Here is a 16,373-nt window from a genome sequence, read left to right as displayed (position 1 = left end):
GCTTTAATATGTAGTGTAGTCCAATGATTCAAAAGAAGACAAGGTGCCCTTCTCCTATATAGTTTACTCTCAAGCACAGGTGGCGAAATTCTATTTATACAAATTTTTTCTTATATATTGGATTCTTTTTTCTTATTATTTATGGACAAGCATTTATATTAAAAATAAGAGGTAGTCTATTGAAGGATTTTGTTAGGCTTCTTCTACTTGCATTTATTTATTTATTGCCAGGATCGGTTTTTTCTTTTCCAGAATTCCATCTAAATTTACTTGAAAAAAATTGGGTTTACGTGCTGACAGCTCTCGCGTCCATTGTTGGGTTATTGGTGCAATGGAATGATTATAAACCATTCTTTACTAGAGAATTTTACTATGTCTTAAGTCCAATGAGCACGAAGCATTTTGTTATCGTACAGTATTCCCTTATTTCGAGCGCATTCCTTGAAGAATTATTTTATAGATCATTTCTTCCAGATATATTTAATGGTTATTTTAGTGCAGTCTTAAGTGGATTATTATTTTGTATGGCGCATTGGATCCAACCACTTACGAGAAATAGATTTAATCTTAAGTCATATATTGTTCTTTTTTCTTTGAGCTTAGTTTGGTATTTAACTTATATTGAAAGTTCATCCATTTGGCCGGCTATCCTTGGACACCTGCTTTATAATTCTCTAACATTAGTTATTAATGTATTCAGATATTTATTATCAAGGAATAATCAATAACAAAAAATAGGAGATGTAATGATACTCAAATCAGTCAAGGCTAATTTTATGCGTAATTTTATTGTCTCGAGACGAGCTTTTCCTCTATCCTTTTTCTTATCAAATATTATTACAGGTTTTTTTACGATTCTGTCTGCTTTTTTTATTTATCATTATGTGTTCAAAACAAATTTAAATGCTAATTTTCTTGAATATACCGGAACAAATAACTATATGTCATTTATTGTATTAGGTACGATATTTTATACCCTATGCATTTCGAATTTATTAGCCATTGGGCGCTCACTCATTCGAGAATTACGAGAAGGCACGTTAGAACCACTTTTGATTTCTCCCTCCTCTAGGACTGGGTATTTTATTGGAATATTCCTAGAACAATTATCAAGGACAATCGTTGAAGTTATTGTTATTTTTATCATTGGTATTATTTTTGGAGCTGATATTCAATTTTCTAATTTACCACTAGTTATACTTATACTTGTATTAATCTTATTAAGTTTTTTAGCTATGGGTATGATGTTAGCTACAATAATGCTAGCTATACGCGAAACTTTTTTAACTCAGAATACTGTTTTTCTTCTTATGTATATCGTTTCAGGGGTGACTTTTCCTGTAAATTATTTGCCTGAATGGGTACAAGTTATTGGACACACTTTTCCGTTAACATCAGCATTAAAAGTTTTTCGTAACGTTTTATATGGTGGACAATACCAATCTGCTCTTATTGAATTAACAATTCTTACTTTAGTATATTTTTTATTCGCAATATTTCTGTTGAAAAAAATAGAGAGGAAAATAATGGAAAATTCATTTAGTTAGAAAAGAGGATAATAGATGTTAATAGCTGAAAACATCGGAAAATTCTATATTCAAAAAAATAAAAATAAATGGTATTTGCCAAGTAGTCAAACCAAAATTCAAGCTGTTAAGGATGTATCGTTATGCATTCAACCAGGTCAAATTGTAGGCTTACTGGGGATCAATGGTGCGGGAAAGTCCACAACGATTAAGATGCTGTCGACTCAAATTCAACCTTCCTCGGGGTCTATATATTTGGATCAAATCGATGTTATTAATAATCCAAGAAAGGTGAAACCTTTAATAAACGTTATTACAGGTGGGGAACGAAATATATACTGGAGACTTACTCCCCGAGAAAATTTGGAATATTTTTGTTCTTTATATCATATACCCAAAAAAGAACAGAAACAATTAATTACAAACCTGATTGAGATGGTAGGTCTTCACGAAGTTATAAACGTCCCTGTTGAGCGTTTCTCCAAGGGAATGAAACAGAGATTGCAAATCGCAAGAGGGCTTATTAATGACCCACGATACCTTTTCCTTGATGAGCCGACGTTAGGTTTGGATATATCAATATCAAAGGAAATAAGAGGATATATTAAAAAGTTATCGCAAGACATGAATAAAGGAATATTACTTACCACACATTATCTAGTGGAAGCCGAAGAGTTATGCGATTATATTTATGTGATGAGTCAAGGCGAGATAATAATTTCAGGGCGACCCAAAGATCTTGCTAGATCGCTTTACCCTGAAATAGAAATAGAATTTGAATTATCTGAATTAACCAGTAAATTAAAAGATGAATTGAACAAATTGATTCAGAATGTGAAGGGGAAAATAAATTATATTGCTCGAGATAACGGCATTTGTGTGCAAATCAGTACGTCACAAGATATAACAACCTCCGTATATATGGCAGTATTAAACGAAAAGGTAAAAATCCTTAGTTTTATTGCAAAAGAACCTCGTTTGGAAAACGCTCTATTAAAGCTTGCATCAGGAGAATGAAACATGTCAAAGATACTTAGGAATTTATACGTCATAAATGCCGAAATCAAAAAACAACATTATCATAATTTTCATTCAGCATTAATTTATTTTTCACTTCTTATATGGCCCATTTTGCTGTTTGTTAGTTCTTATTTTAGTTTTTTACCTTTCTTGAGTTCTTCATATTTAATGGTTAATGGCGAAAAATCCAGTCTAATTACTTTTTTAATTATTGGGCATTTGGGGTTAATCACGTTCAGTTCGCTTTCACAAAGTGCTTGGCAAATGGGGTTTGAAAGACAGTATGGAACGATCGAAACCGTTTTTTTAAGCCCTGCCAATAGAATGGCAATCGTTTATGGTAGGGCAGCAGGATCACTGTTTGAAAATATTTGGATGTTTTTTGTTTTTACGATAGCTGTTCTTATTTGTTTTAAGGGAATTATAATCGGTAAACTACTATACTTTCCCATTGCTTTTATTGTACTCGTTTTTGTAGCAATTATATGGGGAGGTTTTTTAAACGTATTATTTTTGTTTTCTAGAGATTCCGGATTGCTATACATGATTCTTCAAGACCCGATGGAATTATTCTCAGGAACGAAAATCCCTATTGTCTCAATGCCTGTTTGGGCGAGAATTGTTTCGTCATTATTTCCACTTTCCTTCATTTTGATTATATTTCGTGGGCTAGTAATCGGTACCAGCAGTAACTCGACTATTATTTTTTCATCTGTTGCATTGATCATTTGGATTTTTATCATGGTTATTCTCACATCGTTTCTCTTAAAAAAAGCTGAAAAAAATGCGAGAATCAAAGGGACATTATCTTTTTATTAATTACTTTACTTAATACTATCAGAATGGACATTCGCGTTTGGAAAAAATACTAAATAAATAAGAATGTATTCCGATTTCTATATTACTTCTCATTTCAGCTTTTATTTCCCTTCAAAAGTCAATGCATCATCAGTGAAGTAATCATGGAAGGTTCATCGTCCTTCCGAAATCAGTAATCTTAGTAATTAGACAAGAGAATCAGTCTAACACTTTATTTTCTTGTTTTTCTAAATTTACTACCATTTTGTTCGGTGATAAAGATTTATGGAACCCGTAATAAAAGTGTGGAACCGATAAAAAGTGTGGAACCGCTAGAACAGTCCCGATGATGCTTGGTCAGGTCATCGGGATATTTTTATTTAGAAGGGATTGTAGCCAATGCTCGGGGAGCAAATTCATGAGATTAGAAAAAAATCCAGATGAACCAAACGGAATCTTCAACTCGGGTAGGTTGTCTCAAGGAACTTTGAGCGAATTAGAGCAAAACCAATACAATACGTCGCTGGAGACAATTTTGGCAAGGATTAAGGAGTTTAACGTAAATGCAACATGACCCTTATTCGGAAATGCAGCAAGCGGAGAAGGTCTTAAGAAGTTAGCGGGGAGCTTAATCAGATGGAGAACAACTTAATCGTTTGTATTCTGGGGCCGACGCTGATTCCGAATTAATAGTTATTCCGAGCGCAGCGGTTCGGAGATATAAGGGGAAACAGACCGGCGGGAGCATGGCTTCCTAAAAAGACGACTGCATTCAATGGATTGGTCAACCCCCCGTCAAGTAGACGCGAATAAAAAGACATGTCATTAAGCAGCAGCCGTTTCCCGGTATTCAACCGGGGAACGGTTGTTTAATTTTTTCTGGAAACGACCATTATTGTAAAACAAGATGTAGTCATGAAGGGTTTGTTCCAGTTCAGAAACAGTCTGGGGAGAAGTAAGATAGACGTTCTCTGTTTTTAAGTGAGAGAAGAAGATTCTATAGAGGCATTGTCCAAGCAGTTTCCCCGCCTCGAATGGCTGCCCACCATCCCCAGTTTTGCGAGTTTTTCGTTGAATGGCCTTGAAGTGTACTGGAAGCCTTGGTCAGAATGAAGGAGAACGCCTGTAAGGTCCGCCTGTGCACGCAGCTTATCCAGCATTTTTGTCACAAGAGCAAGGTCATTACGCCCGGAAAGGTGCCAGGACACAATCTCGTTGTTGTAGAGATCCTGGACTGCCGAGAGGTACACAAAACGATCCCCTACACGAATGTAGGTAATATCGCTTACGAGTTTGCGCAGCGGTGCTTGCGCGTGGAACTCGCGCCCCAATCGATTCGGATGAACTACCGATACCTGCTTACCGAAAAAGCGGCGCTTCTTTCGGATGACCGATTGAATGCCGAGCTTCTTCATCAACCGATAAACCCGTTTGTGGTTGACATGCAGCCCCTCCTTTCGTAAAGCAGCCGAGTAGCCGGAGTAGGGACGCAAACGGTGCATGGCCATCAAGTGGTCCGCTAGCAGCAACTCCTGCTCCTTGCGTGGATCTGGTCTCAAGCATCTCTTTCGCCACTTGTAGTAACCGGCCCGTGAAATGTCCGCCAGGTGAAGCAGCCACTTCAGCGGATACTCTCGTCTCATTTCCTCGATAATCTCACATCGACTGCCTTTGTTCGTCACTCCCCGTGTAGATTTGGATACCGCTTTTTTAAGTATGCAATCTCCGCTCTTAGATAAGCCATTTCTTCTTCCATATTCGCAAACTCGGTCTTCGGTTGTCCCTCACGAGCGGTCTCTTGTACAAGGGGCTGCCCCTCTCGATATCGCTGGACCCAGACGATTACCTGACTCTTATTGCGTATGCCCAGTTCTTTGGCAGCTTCTCGATAAGACACGTTCTCCTCGGGGTGGCGGCAGCTATTCCGTTTCCGTCGCAATCAGTATGCTGAAGAGCTTGATTAGTGTCGTGCTTGTCTTTTCGGTGAACGGACTATCAAAATTGTTTACAAAATATTAATCTTTTGTTTCTTGGACCTGACTTGGTTCATGATTCCTAAACATGCTAAAATGACGAAATAATCAATGTTTCAAGGAAGGGTGAATCTTCGTGGACCGAAGATGGAAGGAACAATTGGAGCAGCACAGGAATAAGCGGCGTGAAGATATTATTCAAGGTGCGCAGCAGTTGTTCGTCCAACGGGGCTTGTCCGCGGTAACTCTCAAAGATGTTGTCGAGTTCTGCGGCATTAGCAAAGTAACGCTATATAAATATTTCCGATCACTTGATGAGATTGTTTTTGAAGTACAAATGAACGTTTTAATAGCCTTTTGGGACGCTGTCAATCTCAGTTCCCCCGAGGGAAACAATGGCTTTGAAAAGATTCGGCACCTGCTGGAGCACATGATAAGCGTTTCGAAACAACATGCCAACTATGTTCGGTTCATTGCCATGTTCGATACTTTATATCAGGAAAATTATGTGAATGCAGAGCTTGAAGGCCGGTATATATCCTTCTTGAGAAGCGGCACTCATCCATTTTACGCGCTGCTTGAAGAAGGGATTCGGGATGGATCGATTCGAAGCGATATCGATATTCATGTCTTAACATTTACATTAAGCAATGTTGTAATGGCTACCTTGCAACGTATGATCGTTAGAGGAAAGGTGCTGCATTTGGACCAAGGAGTCGAACCTGCTGCAATTCTGGAACGTATGCTGGATATGGCACTAGTGTATCTGAAACCGCAAGGAAATGAATGAATAGAGAAATCAGGATGCTCTTCTCAAGTGGAAAGCATCTTTTTTATGTTTTTCTTTTACAATTTCATTATATGTATTTGATAATTTTCGAATAATTGGACTTTATAATAAAGGTGTTTACTAGCGGTTAACTAGTATTAATCATAGGTAAATGACTATCGAATACAGATGACAACAACAGGAAGGAAAAAGGACATGAAATCAATAATTGCAACGAAGAGGACAAGCAATCGAAGACAATTCATTGCGCTTTATCTGATGATGTTGCCGGGACTCATCTATATCGTGATCAATAATTACTTGCCTATGTTCGGCCTGACTATTGCCTTCAAAGATTATAATTACAGCAAAGGAATTATGGGCAGCGATTGGGTTGGGCTTAAAAATTTCGAGTATTTGTTCAAGACGACGGACGCTCTCATTATTACCAGAAACACCATTTTGTATAATGTTGTTTTTATTCTTCTTAACCTGGTCATTGCGGTGGGTATCGCCATCCTTCTTCATGAGGTGAAGAAAAAGTTCTTATCCCGTTTGTATCAAAGCGTTATATTGCTGCCTTACCTGATTTCCATGGTCATCGTGGGCTATCTGGTGTTTGCGATGTTGAGTCTGGAAACGGGCTTCGTGAACAAGACGATCATGCCGTTATTCGGAATGTCGGATATTTCATGGTACAGCGAATCAAAATACTGGCCCTACATTTTGACGTTCGTCCACATTTGGAAAAGCGCCGGTTATTTGTGCGTCATTTATTTAGCCGCGATTATCGGGATTGATCCCGAATATTACGAGGCGGCAACCATTGACGGGGCAAGCAAATGGGAGCAGATCAAAAGCATCACGCTTCCGCTCATCACGCCGGTTATTACGGTCATGACACTGCTTCAGATCGGACGCATCTTTTACTCCGACTTCGGCCTGTTCTATCAAGTACCGCTTAATGCAGGAGCATTGCAATCAACGACTAACGTGATCGATACGTACGTATACCGCGCGCTCATGACGCTGGGCGATGTAGGTATGTCCTCGGCAGCCGGATTGTATCAATCGTTCGTCGGTTTTGTGCTCGTCTTGTTGTCAAACTATATCGTCAGAAAAATCAACAGCGACAACGCATTAATTTAAAGGGGGGAAAACTGCTTGAAAGTTAAAAATTTGATATGGCAATGGGGCGTTAACGTCATTCTGCTGATCGTCGCGATCTCGTGTATCCTGCCGTTTATCTTGCTCTTTATTTCTTCCATAACCGATGAGCAGTCGATTGTTCGTCATGGGTATTCATTTTTTCCAGAGGCATACAGCTTATCCGCTTATCGATATTTATGGCAGGATGCGGACAGAATATTTCGCGCTTATGGAATCACGATTATCGTCACGGTGATCGGGACTGTGGTCAGCCTGATCATAACCTCACTGCTTGCATACCCGTTATCGCGAAAGGATATGCCGATGAATAAATTTTGGGCATTCTTCGTCTTCTTCACGATGTTATTTAACGGTGGTCTCGTGCCTACGTATTTGGTGTACACCCAATTGTTCGATTTGAAAAACACATTGCTCGCGCTCATCGTGCCCGGACTTTTGACAAACGCCTTTTACGTCATGCTGATGAGAACATTTTTTACGACTTCAATTCCTGCTCCCGTTATGGAATCAGCCAAAATTGACGGCGCAGGAGAATTCATCACGTTTGTTCGAATCGTGTTGCCGCTGTCCCTTCCGATATTGGCGACCGTCGGATTATTTCAAACGATCCATTATTGGAACGACTGGTTTAACGGCATGATTTATATAACCGACAGCAAACTGTATAGTTTGCAAAACATGTTAAACCGGATTTTGCTTGACATCCAATTTTTGAGCAGCGGCAATTTCTCGGGAACTCAGAGCGATTCGGCGGCAAACATTCCGACGGAAACGACGCGCATGGCGATGGCTGTTATCGGGATTATCCCTATTCTGATCGCATATCCTTTCTTTCAAAAGTTTTTCGTGAAAGGACTTACGATTGGGGCGGTAAAAGGATAAGGCATTACCCAGTAATCGGCTGGTTAACATAAAACCTAAAATTGGAGAGGGTTTGAAGAATGAATAGGAAAAAAAACAGGATGAAATCAGGGGTAGCGATCATTCTTGCATCAGGCATGCTGCTGGCAGGCTGCAGTGCAAAAAACGGAAGCGGAGCGACCGATTCGACCCCGTCCGCGGCGAAGAGCGGTAAGGACTTGGCACCCTACGAGGTGACGATGGCTTTCTATGGAAACGATCAAAAAGACCTGCAAGCCGTACAGGACGAAATGAACAAAATTTTGAAGGAGAAGATCAACACAACCGTCAAATTAACCCCGATCAGCATCAGCGCATGGCAGCAGCAAACGAATCTGATGCTCGCGGGCAACGAGAAGGTCGATCTGATGTTCACGTCGGCCGGATTCAATTACGGCACGCAGGTGGCGAAAGGGCAATTGCTTCCGCTCGACGATCTGGTTGAAAAATACGGGGACAGTATTAAAAAAGCGCTTGAGCCCTATCAGCTTTCAGCCTCCAAAATAAACGGCAAGACCTATTCGATACCTGCGGTAAAAGAAATGGGATCCTACTATGGAATTCTGATGCGCAAAGATCTTGTCGACAAATACAAAGTCGATTTGGGCAAAATCAAAACGTTGGATGATTTGGACTCCGTCTTCCAGACGATTAAAGACAATGAGCCGAATATGACTCCGCTTGTTGCCAAGAACCCCGGAACCGGTCCTTTTTATGCGGGCTATGTTACTTACGACGGTTTGAACGGCGGCGCAGGCGTATTGCCGGACTATGACAATAACATGAAAGTGGTTAACTGGTACGAAACCGCGCAATATGCAGACCAATTGAACATATTGAGAAGATGGTATCAAGCCGGTTATTTGCTGAAGGATGCCGCTACAAGCAAGACGGATGGCAGGGAACTCGTGAAGGCGGGAAAAGCATTTGCCTATTTCTCGAATTTAAAGCCTGAATCCGAAATTGAAGCTTCCAGGAAAGCCGGCAAGGAAATGACGGTGGTGCCGATGACGCCGGCATACACGACCACAGACCATATCACGAGCATGATGTGGGGAATTCCAAAAAACTCAAAAGATCCGGAAAGATCGATGATGGTTCTCAATCTGCTCTATTCGGATAAACAGTTGTACAACACATTAGCTTGGGGGATCGAAGGAAAGAATTACGTGAAGAAGTCGGAGAATGTGATCGATTATCCGGCAGGCGTAGACATCACAAATAATGGCTACAACTTTAATACGCCGTATATGTTTGGCAATCAATTTCTGTCCTACACATGGCCTGCAAATGATCCTAATATTTGGAAGAAAGTAGATGAGTTCAACAAGAGTGCGAAGAAATCGAAGGCGCTGGGATTTACTTTTAGCGTTGATAAGGTAAAAACGGAATTGGCAGCGGTCAATAACGTTGTATCCGAATATGGCCTGGGGTTGGATACGGGGACACTCGATCCTGCGGAACATTTGCCGAAGTTTATCGCCAAATTGAAGTCTGCAGGTATCGATAAAATCATAAGCGAGAAGCAGAGGCAGCTTGATGAATGGGCGAATACCCAGAAATAGCGGTTGTAAGCTCTACAAAAACATGGCTCCAAGTTTACGGATTTCATTCCGTTTGTACCTTGATCGAAGCGAAAGGAATGGGTTTAAAAAATGAGAATATTATTTCTGGATCTGGACTCGACAAGCCCCGATCACTTGGGATGCTACGGCTATCATCGGAACACGTCTCCCAATATTGACAAGATTGCGGCAGAAGGTGTTCGCTTTACGAATTATTACACCTCGGACGCACCTTGCGCTCCCTCCAGGACAGCGCTGATGAGCGGGCAATTCGGCATTAGAAACGGTTTGGTGGGGCATGGCGGTACTGCGGGGGACATGAAACTTGAGGGGGAAAAGCGAGAATTGATGGGTAGGCTTACGTACGCCGGTTCGCTGCCCTCATATCTCAATATGGTTGGAAATCTGAATACGGTTCTCATCAGCCCGTTTGCCCAGCGCCATTCCACCTTTCACTTTTATGCGGGGTTTAACGAGATTATCAATACCGGCAAACACGGCCATGAATCTGCCGAGCATGTCACACCGGTAGCGCTTGATTGGATCGCGCGAAACGCGCAGAAGGAAGATTGGTTCCTGTATATCAATTACTGGGATCCTCACACGCCTTACCGGGTTCCGTTGGAATATGGAAATCCTTTTGAGAACGACCCGCTGCCGGAGTGGCTGACTGAGGAAGTATTAGAAAGACATAAGCAAAAAGTCGGTCCGCACTGCGTCCATGAGTTAACTATCAATTATATGAATAAAACCTTCGACAACCAAACTCATTCGGGCTATCCGCGTCAACCCGGCGAGATTCAGGACATGGACGGGTTAAGAAAGATGATCGACGGATACGATTGTGGAATCCGATACATGGATGAACATCTCGGGCGTTTATTTGCAGCGTTGGAGCGGCAGGGCGTACTGGATGACTTGATCATTATCATCACCGCCGATCATGGCGAGAATATGGGGCAGCTTGGAATATACGGCGAGCACGCCACGGCCGATCAGGGAACGTGCCGCCTGCCGATGATCATTCGCTGGCCGGGGATGAAGCAGGGAATTGTCGATGACGGTCTGCATCTTCATCTGGACTTGGCTCCGACACTGGCGGAGATGACCGGAGGTCCGATGATACCGCAGTGGGATGGCGTAAGTTATGCTTCTGTTCTGAAAAACGGCGCAAGCTGTGGACGAGAATTCGCCGTCTTGTCGCAATGCGCTCACGTAGCTCAACGAAGTGTCCGTTTCGGAGACTGGATGTATATTCGAACCTATCATGATGGATTTCATTTGTTCGATAAAGAAATGCTGTACAACCTGGCCGAGGATCCCCAAGAACAGCACAATGTCGCAGCCGTCAACAAAGAAGTTTGCATGAAGGCCGTCTACTATTTAACGGAGTGGCATGACGAGATGATGAGCAGAGCCGGCGATGACAGAGACCCCTTATGGACCGTCATGAAAGAGGGAGGCCCTTATCATGCCAAAGGCTACCTGAAAGGTTACGTGAAGCGCTTGGAGGAAACCGGCAGAGGGCAATATGCGGAGGAACTGATCCAAAAGCATCCGCAAGAGTTCCCGGAAAATATGAAAGCGGCGATGGTTATGCTTCAAAAGCAAATTATGCAAAAAATGAAGGGGTAGAGAGACGTGGCAGATAAATCGCAAATGAACCATAAACGCCTTATAGGAAGTGGCCACGGTCAATAATGTTATATCCGAATACGTCCTGGGTTTGGAAACGGGGATACTCGACAATGGGACAAAAATCATAATGAGGTGTTATCTATGCAGCGAGTCATTACTTTTGAAGGATCGCATAATTTTCGCGATATGGGAGGCTATCGAACTGCCGATGGCCGGAAAGTGAAATATGGTCTTTTCTTTCGTTCTGATGAACTCAGTGGTTTGTCGGAGCAAGATTTAGTCTCTTTTCAAGCCTTGAATATCAAAACGATCTTTGACTACCGCGATGATTATGAAGCGCAAAAAAAACCGGATCCGGCTTTTGCGGGCGCAAAAAATATTCGCATATCGGCAATTAAAGCGAATCAAGTATCGAAAATCAACATGCCGGGAAATGCGGAGAACGCTGATCGAAAAAATCATTTTATCATAGATATGGTCAAAAGCGGCTTTTTCAAACAATTTCGCGCAGATACGATGATGATGGATTTGTATACGAAGCTTCCGATCAACAATCCGTCATATAAACAGTTAATGGAAATCATCCAACAGTCGGATAACCTGGGGCTTCTGCATCATTGCACGGCGGGCAAGGATCGCACGGGAGTCGGGGCTGCCTTGATTTTGCTGGCGCTCGGCGTTCCGGAAGAAACGGTCATGGAAGACTATCTTTTGACCAACGAAACGATGAAAGTATTCAACGGGAAACTCATGAAACAGCTAGCCGATCATGTGAATGAAGAGGAATTGCAAAATATCGAAAATATGATGGGCGTAAAAGAAGCATATATGGAAGCCGTTTTCGGTTCGATCAAGGAGACGTATGGCCATGTTGACACTTATTTAGCCGAGGAATTTGGCTTCACGAAGCAAAAGCGGGAAACTTTGCAAAGCATGTGCTTGGAATAAAGGGGAGAATAAGCGTGGTAAATTTGGCGGCTAAACCTTTTTATTTAAAGGAAGAAGATATAGAGTGGGTCCGTGAAACGCTGGCTACAATGGAGGTAAGGGACAAAATCGGACAGCTGTTTTGTCCGATCGGAATGACCGACGATCGTCAGCAATTGAAAACATTAATCGAGGGGGTAAAGCCTGGCGGCATCATGTTTCGGCCGGGGCCGGGTAAGGCCGTACAGGACGTGCACCGTTTTTTGCAGGAGCATTCCAAGGTGCCATTGCTCATTTCCGCAAATCTTGAGTCCGGAGGCAACGGAATTACCGCTGACGGCACTTATTTCGGTAAGCAACTGCAGGTTGCGGCGACGGACAATGAAGAAATGGCGTACAAATTAGGGGTTGTAGCCGGCAGAGAAGGAGGGGCCGTCGGTTGCAATTGGTCGTTTGCGCCGGTCGTCGATATTGATTTCAATTTCCGTAATCCGATCACGAATGTTCGAGCGTTCGGTTCCGATCCGGCTAGAGTCGCAAAAATGGCAAAAGCGTATACCGAAGGTATTCAAAAAAGCGGACTGGCCGTATCGGTCAAGCATTTTCCGGGTGACGGCGTGGACGAGCGCGACCAGCATTTATTGACTACGGTCAATTCGCTTTCCGTGGAGGAATGGGACAAATCGTTCGGCATGGTGTACCGGGAACTGATCGAAGCAGGTGCCGAGACCGTGATGGTCGGCCATATTATGCTCCCTGCCTATTCGCGGAAACTCGTTCCCGGCATCATCGACGAGGAATTAATGCCTGCGACCCTGGCGCCCGAACTGATTCAAACGCTGCTTCGGCAGCAGCTCGGTTTTAATGGCCTGGTCGTAACGGACGCTACGCAGATGGCCGGCTTTATGATGGCGGAGAAGCGGGAAATCGCCGTGCCGAAATCGATTGCCGCCGGCTGCGATATGTTTCTGTTCAACAAAAATATCCAGGAAGATTTCGGTTTTATGATGAAAGGTCTCCAAAGCGGTATTTTGACGATAGAAAGACTGGATGAAGCGGTAACGCGCATTTTGGCGCTCAAAGCTTCTCTCGGCTTGCATAAACGGCAGCAGGATGGAACGCTTGTTCCGAATTCGGATGAACTTGCGATATTACAATGTGAAGAACATAAAGTTTGGGCAAAGGAATGTGCGGATCAAGCGGTTACGCTCGTTAAAGATACTCAGCAACTTCTGCCGATTGCCATCGATACGCACAAGCGTATTTTGCTATACGTTCTTGGAGATGGCGGAGGCCATCGCAGTACCCCGATTTCTTCCTATGTGGAGGCAAAATTAAAAGCGGAAGGTTTCGACATCACCGTTTTCGACAATAAAAATGTTGACTTCAGAGCGGTGTTCAGCGGGGTAGGAGAGCTAAGCGCACAATACGATTTGGCGTTATATGTAGCCAACATCGAAACGGCAAGTAACCGGACCACGGTACGCATCGATTGGGAGCCGCTGCTCGCCGCGGATGTCCCGTGGTTTGTCCGGGAGCTCCCGACCGTGTTCGTTTCCGTTGCAAGTCCTTATCATCTACAGGATGTTCCGCGGGTCCAAACGTACATTAACGCCTATTCGGGCAGCGAAACGATCGTTGACGCAGTTGTCGACAAGCTGCTTGGCAGATCGGATTTCAAGGGAATAAGCCCGGTCGACCCTTTCTGCGGCTGCTGGGAAGCGAAGCTGTAAGAAGCATAGTTCAGTCAGGAGGATCTATGGACATCGAAGCGGTTATTTTCGATTTAGACGGTGTGATCGTACATACCGACCATCATCACTATTTGGCATGGAAGCGAATGTGCGACGAAGAGGGCATTCCGTTCGACGAGACGATAAACGACAGGTTGCGGGGCGTAAGCCGTATGGCTTGCGTGAACATCATTTTGGAGAAGGCAGCCCGCAAGTATTCGCCGCAGGAGAAAATGGATTTGGCCGAGCGAAAAAACGGATACTATAAGGAGATGCTGCGGACGTTATCCGCTGCGGACTTGCCCTCCGGAATCGTAATGACGCTGGACACTTTGCGGCAAAAACGAATAAAACTGGCGATCGGATCCTCGAGCAAAAATGCACCGTACATTCTGGATCGGCTAGGACTTTCGCGTAAGTTCGATGCCGTTGCGGACGGTAATGATATTTGCAGAAGCAAACCGGATCCTGAAGTATTTTTGCTTGCGGCAAGCAAATTGGGGGTACGCCCTGATCGCTGCCTGGTTATAGAGGATGCGGCAGCCGGTGTAGAAGCGGCGTTTAGAGGCGGCATGTGGGTCGCTGCCATTGGCGAGGCTTGTGAATGCGATATAGCGGATTATCAGATTGGCCAGATTGAAGAATTGCTGCCCATACTGCAAGCGAATGGGAGTGACAGGTGATGAGCCCTATAGCAGCAAGACCGAATATTTTATGGATTACACTCGAAGATACGAGCCCGAGAATGGGCTGCTATGGAGATGTCTTGGCACGTACGCCGAACATCGACAAGCTGGCCGGCGAAGGCATGCTGTACCGAAATGCGTTTGCCGTAGCAGGTGTGTGTGCCCCCAGCCGATCGTCAGTCATTACGGGGATGTACCCGACTTCGATCGGTACTCATCACATGCGTACCGGGCATACGAACCCTTTAACGCCGGAGCTGCCTACACCCTATTCTGCGGTTCCTCCCGCTCATGTCAAGACGATTCCCGAAATGATGCGTGCAAGCGGCTATTACTGCACGAACAACTGGAAGACGGATTACCAGTTCGAGGCGCCTTTAACAGCGTGGGACGAAAACGGAATGGAAGCGCACTGGCGGAACCGGGAACCCGGACAGCCTTTCTTCTCGGTATTCAACTATATGTTTACCCATGAAAGCGGCATATGGAGGAAGGAGATAACGGAAGCAATCCGCAAGATCCATGGCGAGAAGCCGCTCCAAACCGATCCGGATCGGGTTATCGTTCCTCCGTACATTCCCGACACACCGAAATCGCGTCTTGCACTTGCGAAACATTATGACCTTGTGGCAAACGCGGACCAGTACGTTGGTCGACTCCTTCAGCAGCTTGAAGAGGATGGCTTGACGAATAATACGATCGTCATGTTATGGAGCGATCACGGCGAAGGGCTGCCGCGAGCCAAACGTTGGACGTACGATGCGGGAATTCGCGTTCCGCTTATCGTACGTTGGCCCGGTTATGTGGATCAAGGACAAATCAGCGAACAGATGGTTAGCATGATCGATCTTGGCCCGACGGTGCTTTCACTGGCGAGCATTCCCGTTCCGAGATATATGCAAGGACAACCGTTCATGGGGAATCATGCCGAACCGAGAGACTGCATCTTTGCTACTCGCGACCGTTACGATGAGGCTTACGATAAGGTGCGCACCGTTCGCGATAAGAGATTCAAATACATTCGCAACGATTATCCGCTGCAGCCTTATCTGCAATGGATTCCATTCAGTCATGATCACCCGATGTGGCAGGAGCTATGGAGGCTGAATTTGGCAGGCGAATTGACCGGCGATCAACAGCTGCTTATGCAAAACCAGCGTCCTCCGGAAGAATTGTACGATTGTTTGAACGATCCTTACGAACTGCATAATTTGGCGGACGACCCGGCTTTCCTAGGGCAATTGCTTCGACTGCGAAAGCTGCTCGAAGATTGGTGCGGCCAATATGATACCTGGGGAGATATTCCCGAAGAGCAGATGGTTGCCCGCATGTGGCCGAACGGGGTGCAGCCGCGAACCGCCAAACCGCTCATCATCCCGATCAACAGCCGGATGCCGGGCAAGGATGCTGTGTATAAAGGAACCTTTAATGAGCCGACCGCGATCATTCTTCACTCGGCAACGCAGGGGGCTTCCATCACTTATACGACCGATGAAGACCCGAATCCCCGTTGGAAGCTGTACACGGAGCCGATCACGGTAAACGCCGGCACGATTCGAATTCTGGCTAAAGCGGTTCGGATCGGATATCAAGATAGCGAGGAGGCAACCGCTACGTTTGTTGTAGTATAGGTAGATGGTAAAGAGTCACACTGAAGATAATGGATCA

General features: G+C 44.3%; 15 protein-coding genes. 13 read left to right on the top strand and 2 right to left on the bottom strand.

Annotated features, from left to right (window positions below; translation table 11 throughout):
- The first annotated feature begins 386 nt into the window (after positions 1 to 386).
- The 4 genes from AC58P5_RS22060 to AC58P5_RS22045 are packed head-to-tail and all read left to right on the top strand — an operon-like array spanning position 387 to position 3,365.
- Complete coding sequence (locus AC58P5_RS22060) at positions 387 to 728, top strand: CPBP family intramembrane glutamic endopeptidase (RefSeq protein WP_497390437.1); 342 nt, start codon at positions 387 to 389, stop codon at positions 726 to 728.
- Positions 729 to 746: 18 nt separating this feature from the next.
- On the top strand, positions 747 to 1,547 hold the full coding sequence (locus tag AC58P5_RS22055) for an ABC transporter permease (RefSeq protein ID WP_497390371.1): 801 nt from the start codon (positions 747 to 749) through the stop codon (positions 1,545 to 1,547).
- A 15-nt stretch (positions 1,548 to 1,562) separates the two neighbouring features.
- A complete protein-coding gene (locus tag AC58P5_RS22050; RefSeq protein WP_497390369.1) occupies positions 1,563 to 2,543 on the top strand; it encodes an ABC transporter ATP-binding protein in 981 nt (326 codons plus the stop codon).
- Positions 2,544 to 2,546: 3 nt separating this feature from the next.
- Entirely contained in the window at positions 2,547 to 3,365 is an 819-nt protein-coding gene (locus AC58P5_RS22045; RefSeq protein ID WP_497390367.1) for an ABC transporter permease, read from the top strand.
- Positions 3,366 to 4,169: 804 nt separating this feature from the next.
- On the opposite strand, the gene AC58P5_RS22040 is transcribed toward AC58P5_RS22045, so the two are convergent.
- Positions 4,170 to 4,277 (bottom strand): IS3 family transposase, encoded by a 108-nt coding sequence (locus tag AC58P5_RS22040; protein WP_497390435.1) that lies wholly within the window; start codon positions 4,275 to 4,277, stop codon positions 4,170 to 4,172.
- A gap of 44 nt (positions 4,278 to 4,321) precedes the next feature.
- Entirely contained in the window at positions 4,322 to 5,026 is a 705-nt protein-coding gene (locus AC58P5_RS22035) for an IS3 family transposase (RefSeq protein WP_497390365.1), read from the bottom strand.
- A gap of 427 nt (positions 5,027 to 5,453) precedes the next feature.
- Between AC58P5_RS22035 and AC58P5_RS22030 the strand changes: the two genes are divergently transcribed.
- From AC58P5_RS22030 to AC58P5_RS21990, 9 genes are all read left to right on the top strand, one after another.
- Entirely contained in the window at positions 5,454 to 6,107 is a 654-nt protein-coding gene (locus AC58P5_RS22030) for a TetR/AcrR family transcriptional regulator (RefSeq protein ID WP_497390363.1), read from the top strand.
- A gap of 195 nt (positions 6,108 to 6,302) precedes the next feature.
- Complete coding sequence (locus AC58P5_RS22025; protein ID WP_497390361.1) at positions 6,303 to 7,235, top strand: ABC transporter permease; 933 nt, start codon at positions 6,303 to 6,305, stop codon at positions 7,233 to 7,235.
- A 15-nt stretch (positions 7,236 to 7,250) separates the two neighbouring features.
- Complete coding sequence (locus AC58P5_RS22020; protein ID WP_497390359.1) at positions 7,251 to 8,138, top strand: carbohydrate ABC transporter permease; 888 nt, start codon at positions 7,251 to 7,253, stop codon at positions 8,136 to 8,138.
- 80 nt (positions 8,139 to 8,218) lie between these two features.
- Positions 8,219 to 9,721: an ABC transporter substrate-binding protein gene (locus AC58P5_RS22015; RefSeq protein ID WP_497390357.1), complete on the top strand. Its 1,503-nt coding sequence runs from the start codon at positions 8,219 to 8,221 to the stop codon at positions 9,719 to 9,721.
- A 90-nt stretch (positions 9,722 to 9,811) separates the two neighbouring features.
- The gene (locus AC58P5_RS22010; protein ID WP_497390355.1) at positions 9,812 to 11,356 is read left to right on the top strand and encodes a sulfatase family protein; all 1,545 of its coding nucleotides are present in this window, start codon (positions 9,812 to 9,814) and stop codon (positions 11,354 to 11,356) included.
- Positions 11,357 to 11,500: 144 nt separating this feature from the next.
- Positions 11,501 to 12,307: a tyrosine-protein phosphatase gene (locus AC58P5_RS22005; RefSeq protein WP_497390353.1), complete on the top strand. Its 807-nt coding sequence runs from the start codon at positions 11,501 to 11,503 to the stop codon at positions 12,305 to 12,307.
- Positions 12,308 to 12,321: 14 nt separating this feature from the next.
- Positions 12,322 to 14,019 (top strand): glycoside hydrolase family 3 protein, encoded by a 1,698-nt coding sequence (locus tag AC58P5_RS22000; RefSeq protein ID WP_497390351.1) that lies wholly within the window; start codon positions 12,322 to 12,324, stop codon positions 14,017 to 14,019.
- Between the two features lie 26 nt (positions 14,020 to 14,045).
- The gene (gene pgmB / locus AC58P5_RS21995) at positions 14,046 to 14,702 is read left to right on the top strand and encodes a beta-phosphoglucomutase (protein ID WP_497390349.1); all 657 of its coding nucleotides are present in this window, start codon (positions 14,046 to 14,048) and stop codon (positions 14,700 to 14,702) included.
- Entirely contained in the window at positions 14,702 to 16,336 is a 1,635-nt protein-coding gene (locus AC58P5_RS21990) for a sulfatase family protein (RefSeq protein WP_497390347.1), read from the top strand. The genes pgmB and AC58P5_RS21990 overlap by 1 nt, the downstream gene beginning before the upstream one ends.
- Positions 16,337 to 16,373 lie beyond the last annotated feature (37 nt).

This window comes from Paenibacillus sp. JT31N7 (genome assembly GCF_059692095.1).
Note: the sequence above shows the minus strand (reverse complement) of the source record. Positions and strands in the feature narration are given on the sequence as shown.

Coding starts and splice junctions, on each gene's coding strand:
- AC58P5_RS22025 (WP_497390361.1), top strand. CDS start 6,303: ATGAAATCAATAATTGCAACGAAGAGGACAAGCAATCGAAGACAATTC.
- AC58P5_RS22015 (WP_497390357.1), top strand. CDS start 8,219: ATGAAATCAGGGGTAGCGATCATTCTTGCATCAGGCATGCTGCTGGCA.
- AC58P5_RS22045 (WP_497390367.1), top strand. CDS start 2,547: ATGTCAAAGATACTTAGGAATTTATACGTCATAAATGCCGAAATCAAA.
- AC58P5_RS22050 (WP_497390369.1), top strand. CDS start 1,563: ATGTTAATAGCTGAAAACATCGGAAAATTCTATATTCAAAAAAATAAA.
- AC58P5_RS22055 (WP_497390371.1), top strand. CDS start 747: ATGATACTCAAATCAGTCAAGGCTAATTTTATGCGTAATTTTATTGTC.
- AC58P5_RS22005 (WP_497390353.1), top strand. CDS start 11,501: ATGCAGCGAGTCATTACTTTTGAAGGATCGCATAATTTTCGCGATATG.
- AC58P5_RS21990 (WP_497390347.1), top strand. CDS start 14,702: ATGAGCCCTATAGCAGCAAGACCGAATATTTTATGGATTACACTCGAA.
- pgmB (WP_497390349.1), top strand. CDS start 14,046: ATGGACATCGAAGCGGTTATTTTCGATTTAGACGGTGTGATCGTACAT.
- AC58P5_RS22060 (WP_497390437.1), top strand. CDS start 387: ATGAGCACGAAGCATTTTGTTATCGTACAGTATTCCCTTATTTCGAGC.
- AC58P5_RS22010 (WP_497390355.1), top strand. CDS start 9,812: ATGAGAATATTATTTCTGGATCTGGACTCGACAAGCCCCGATCACTTG.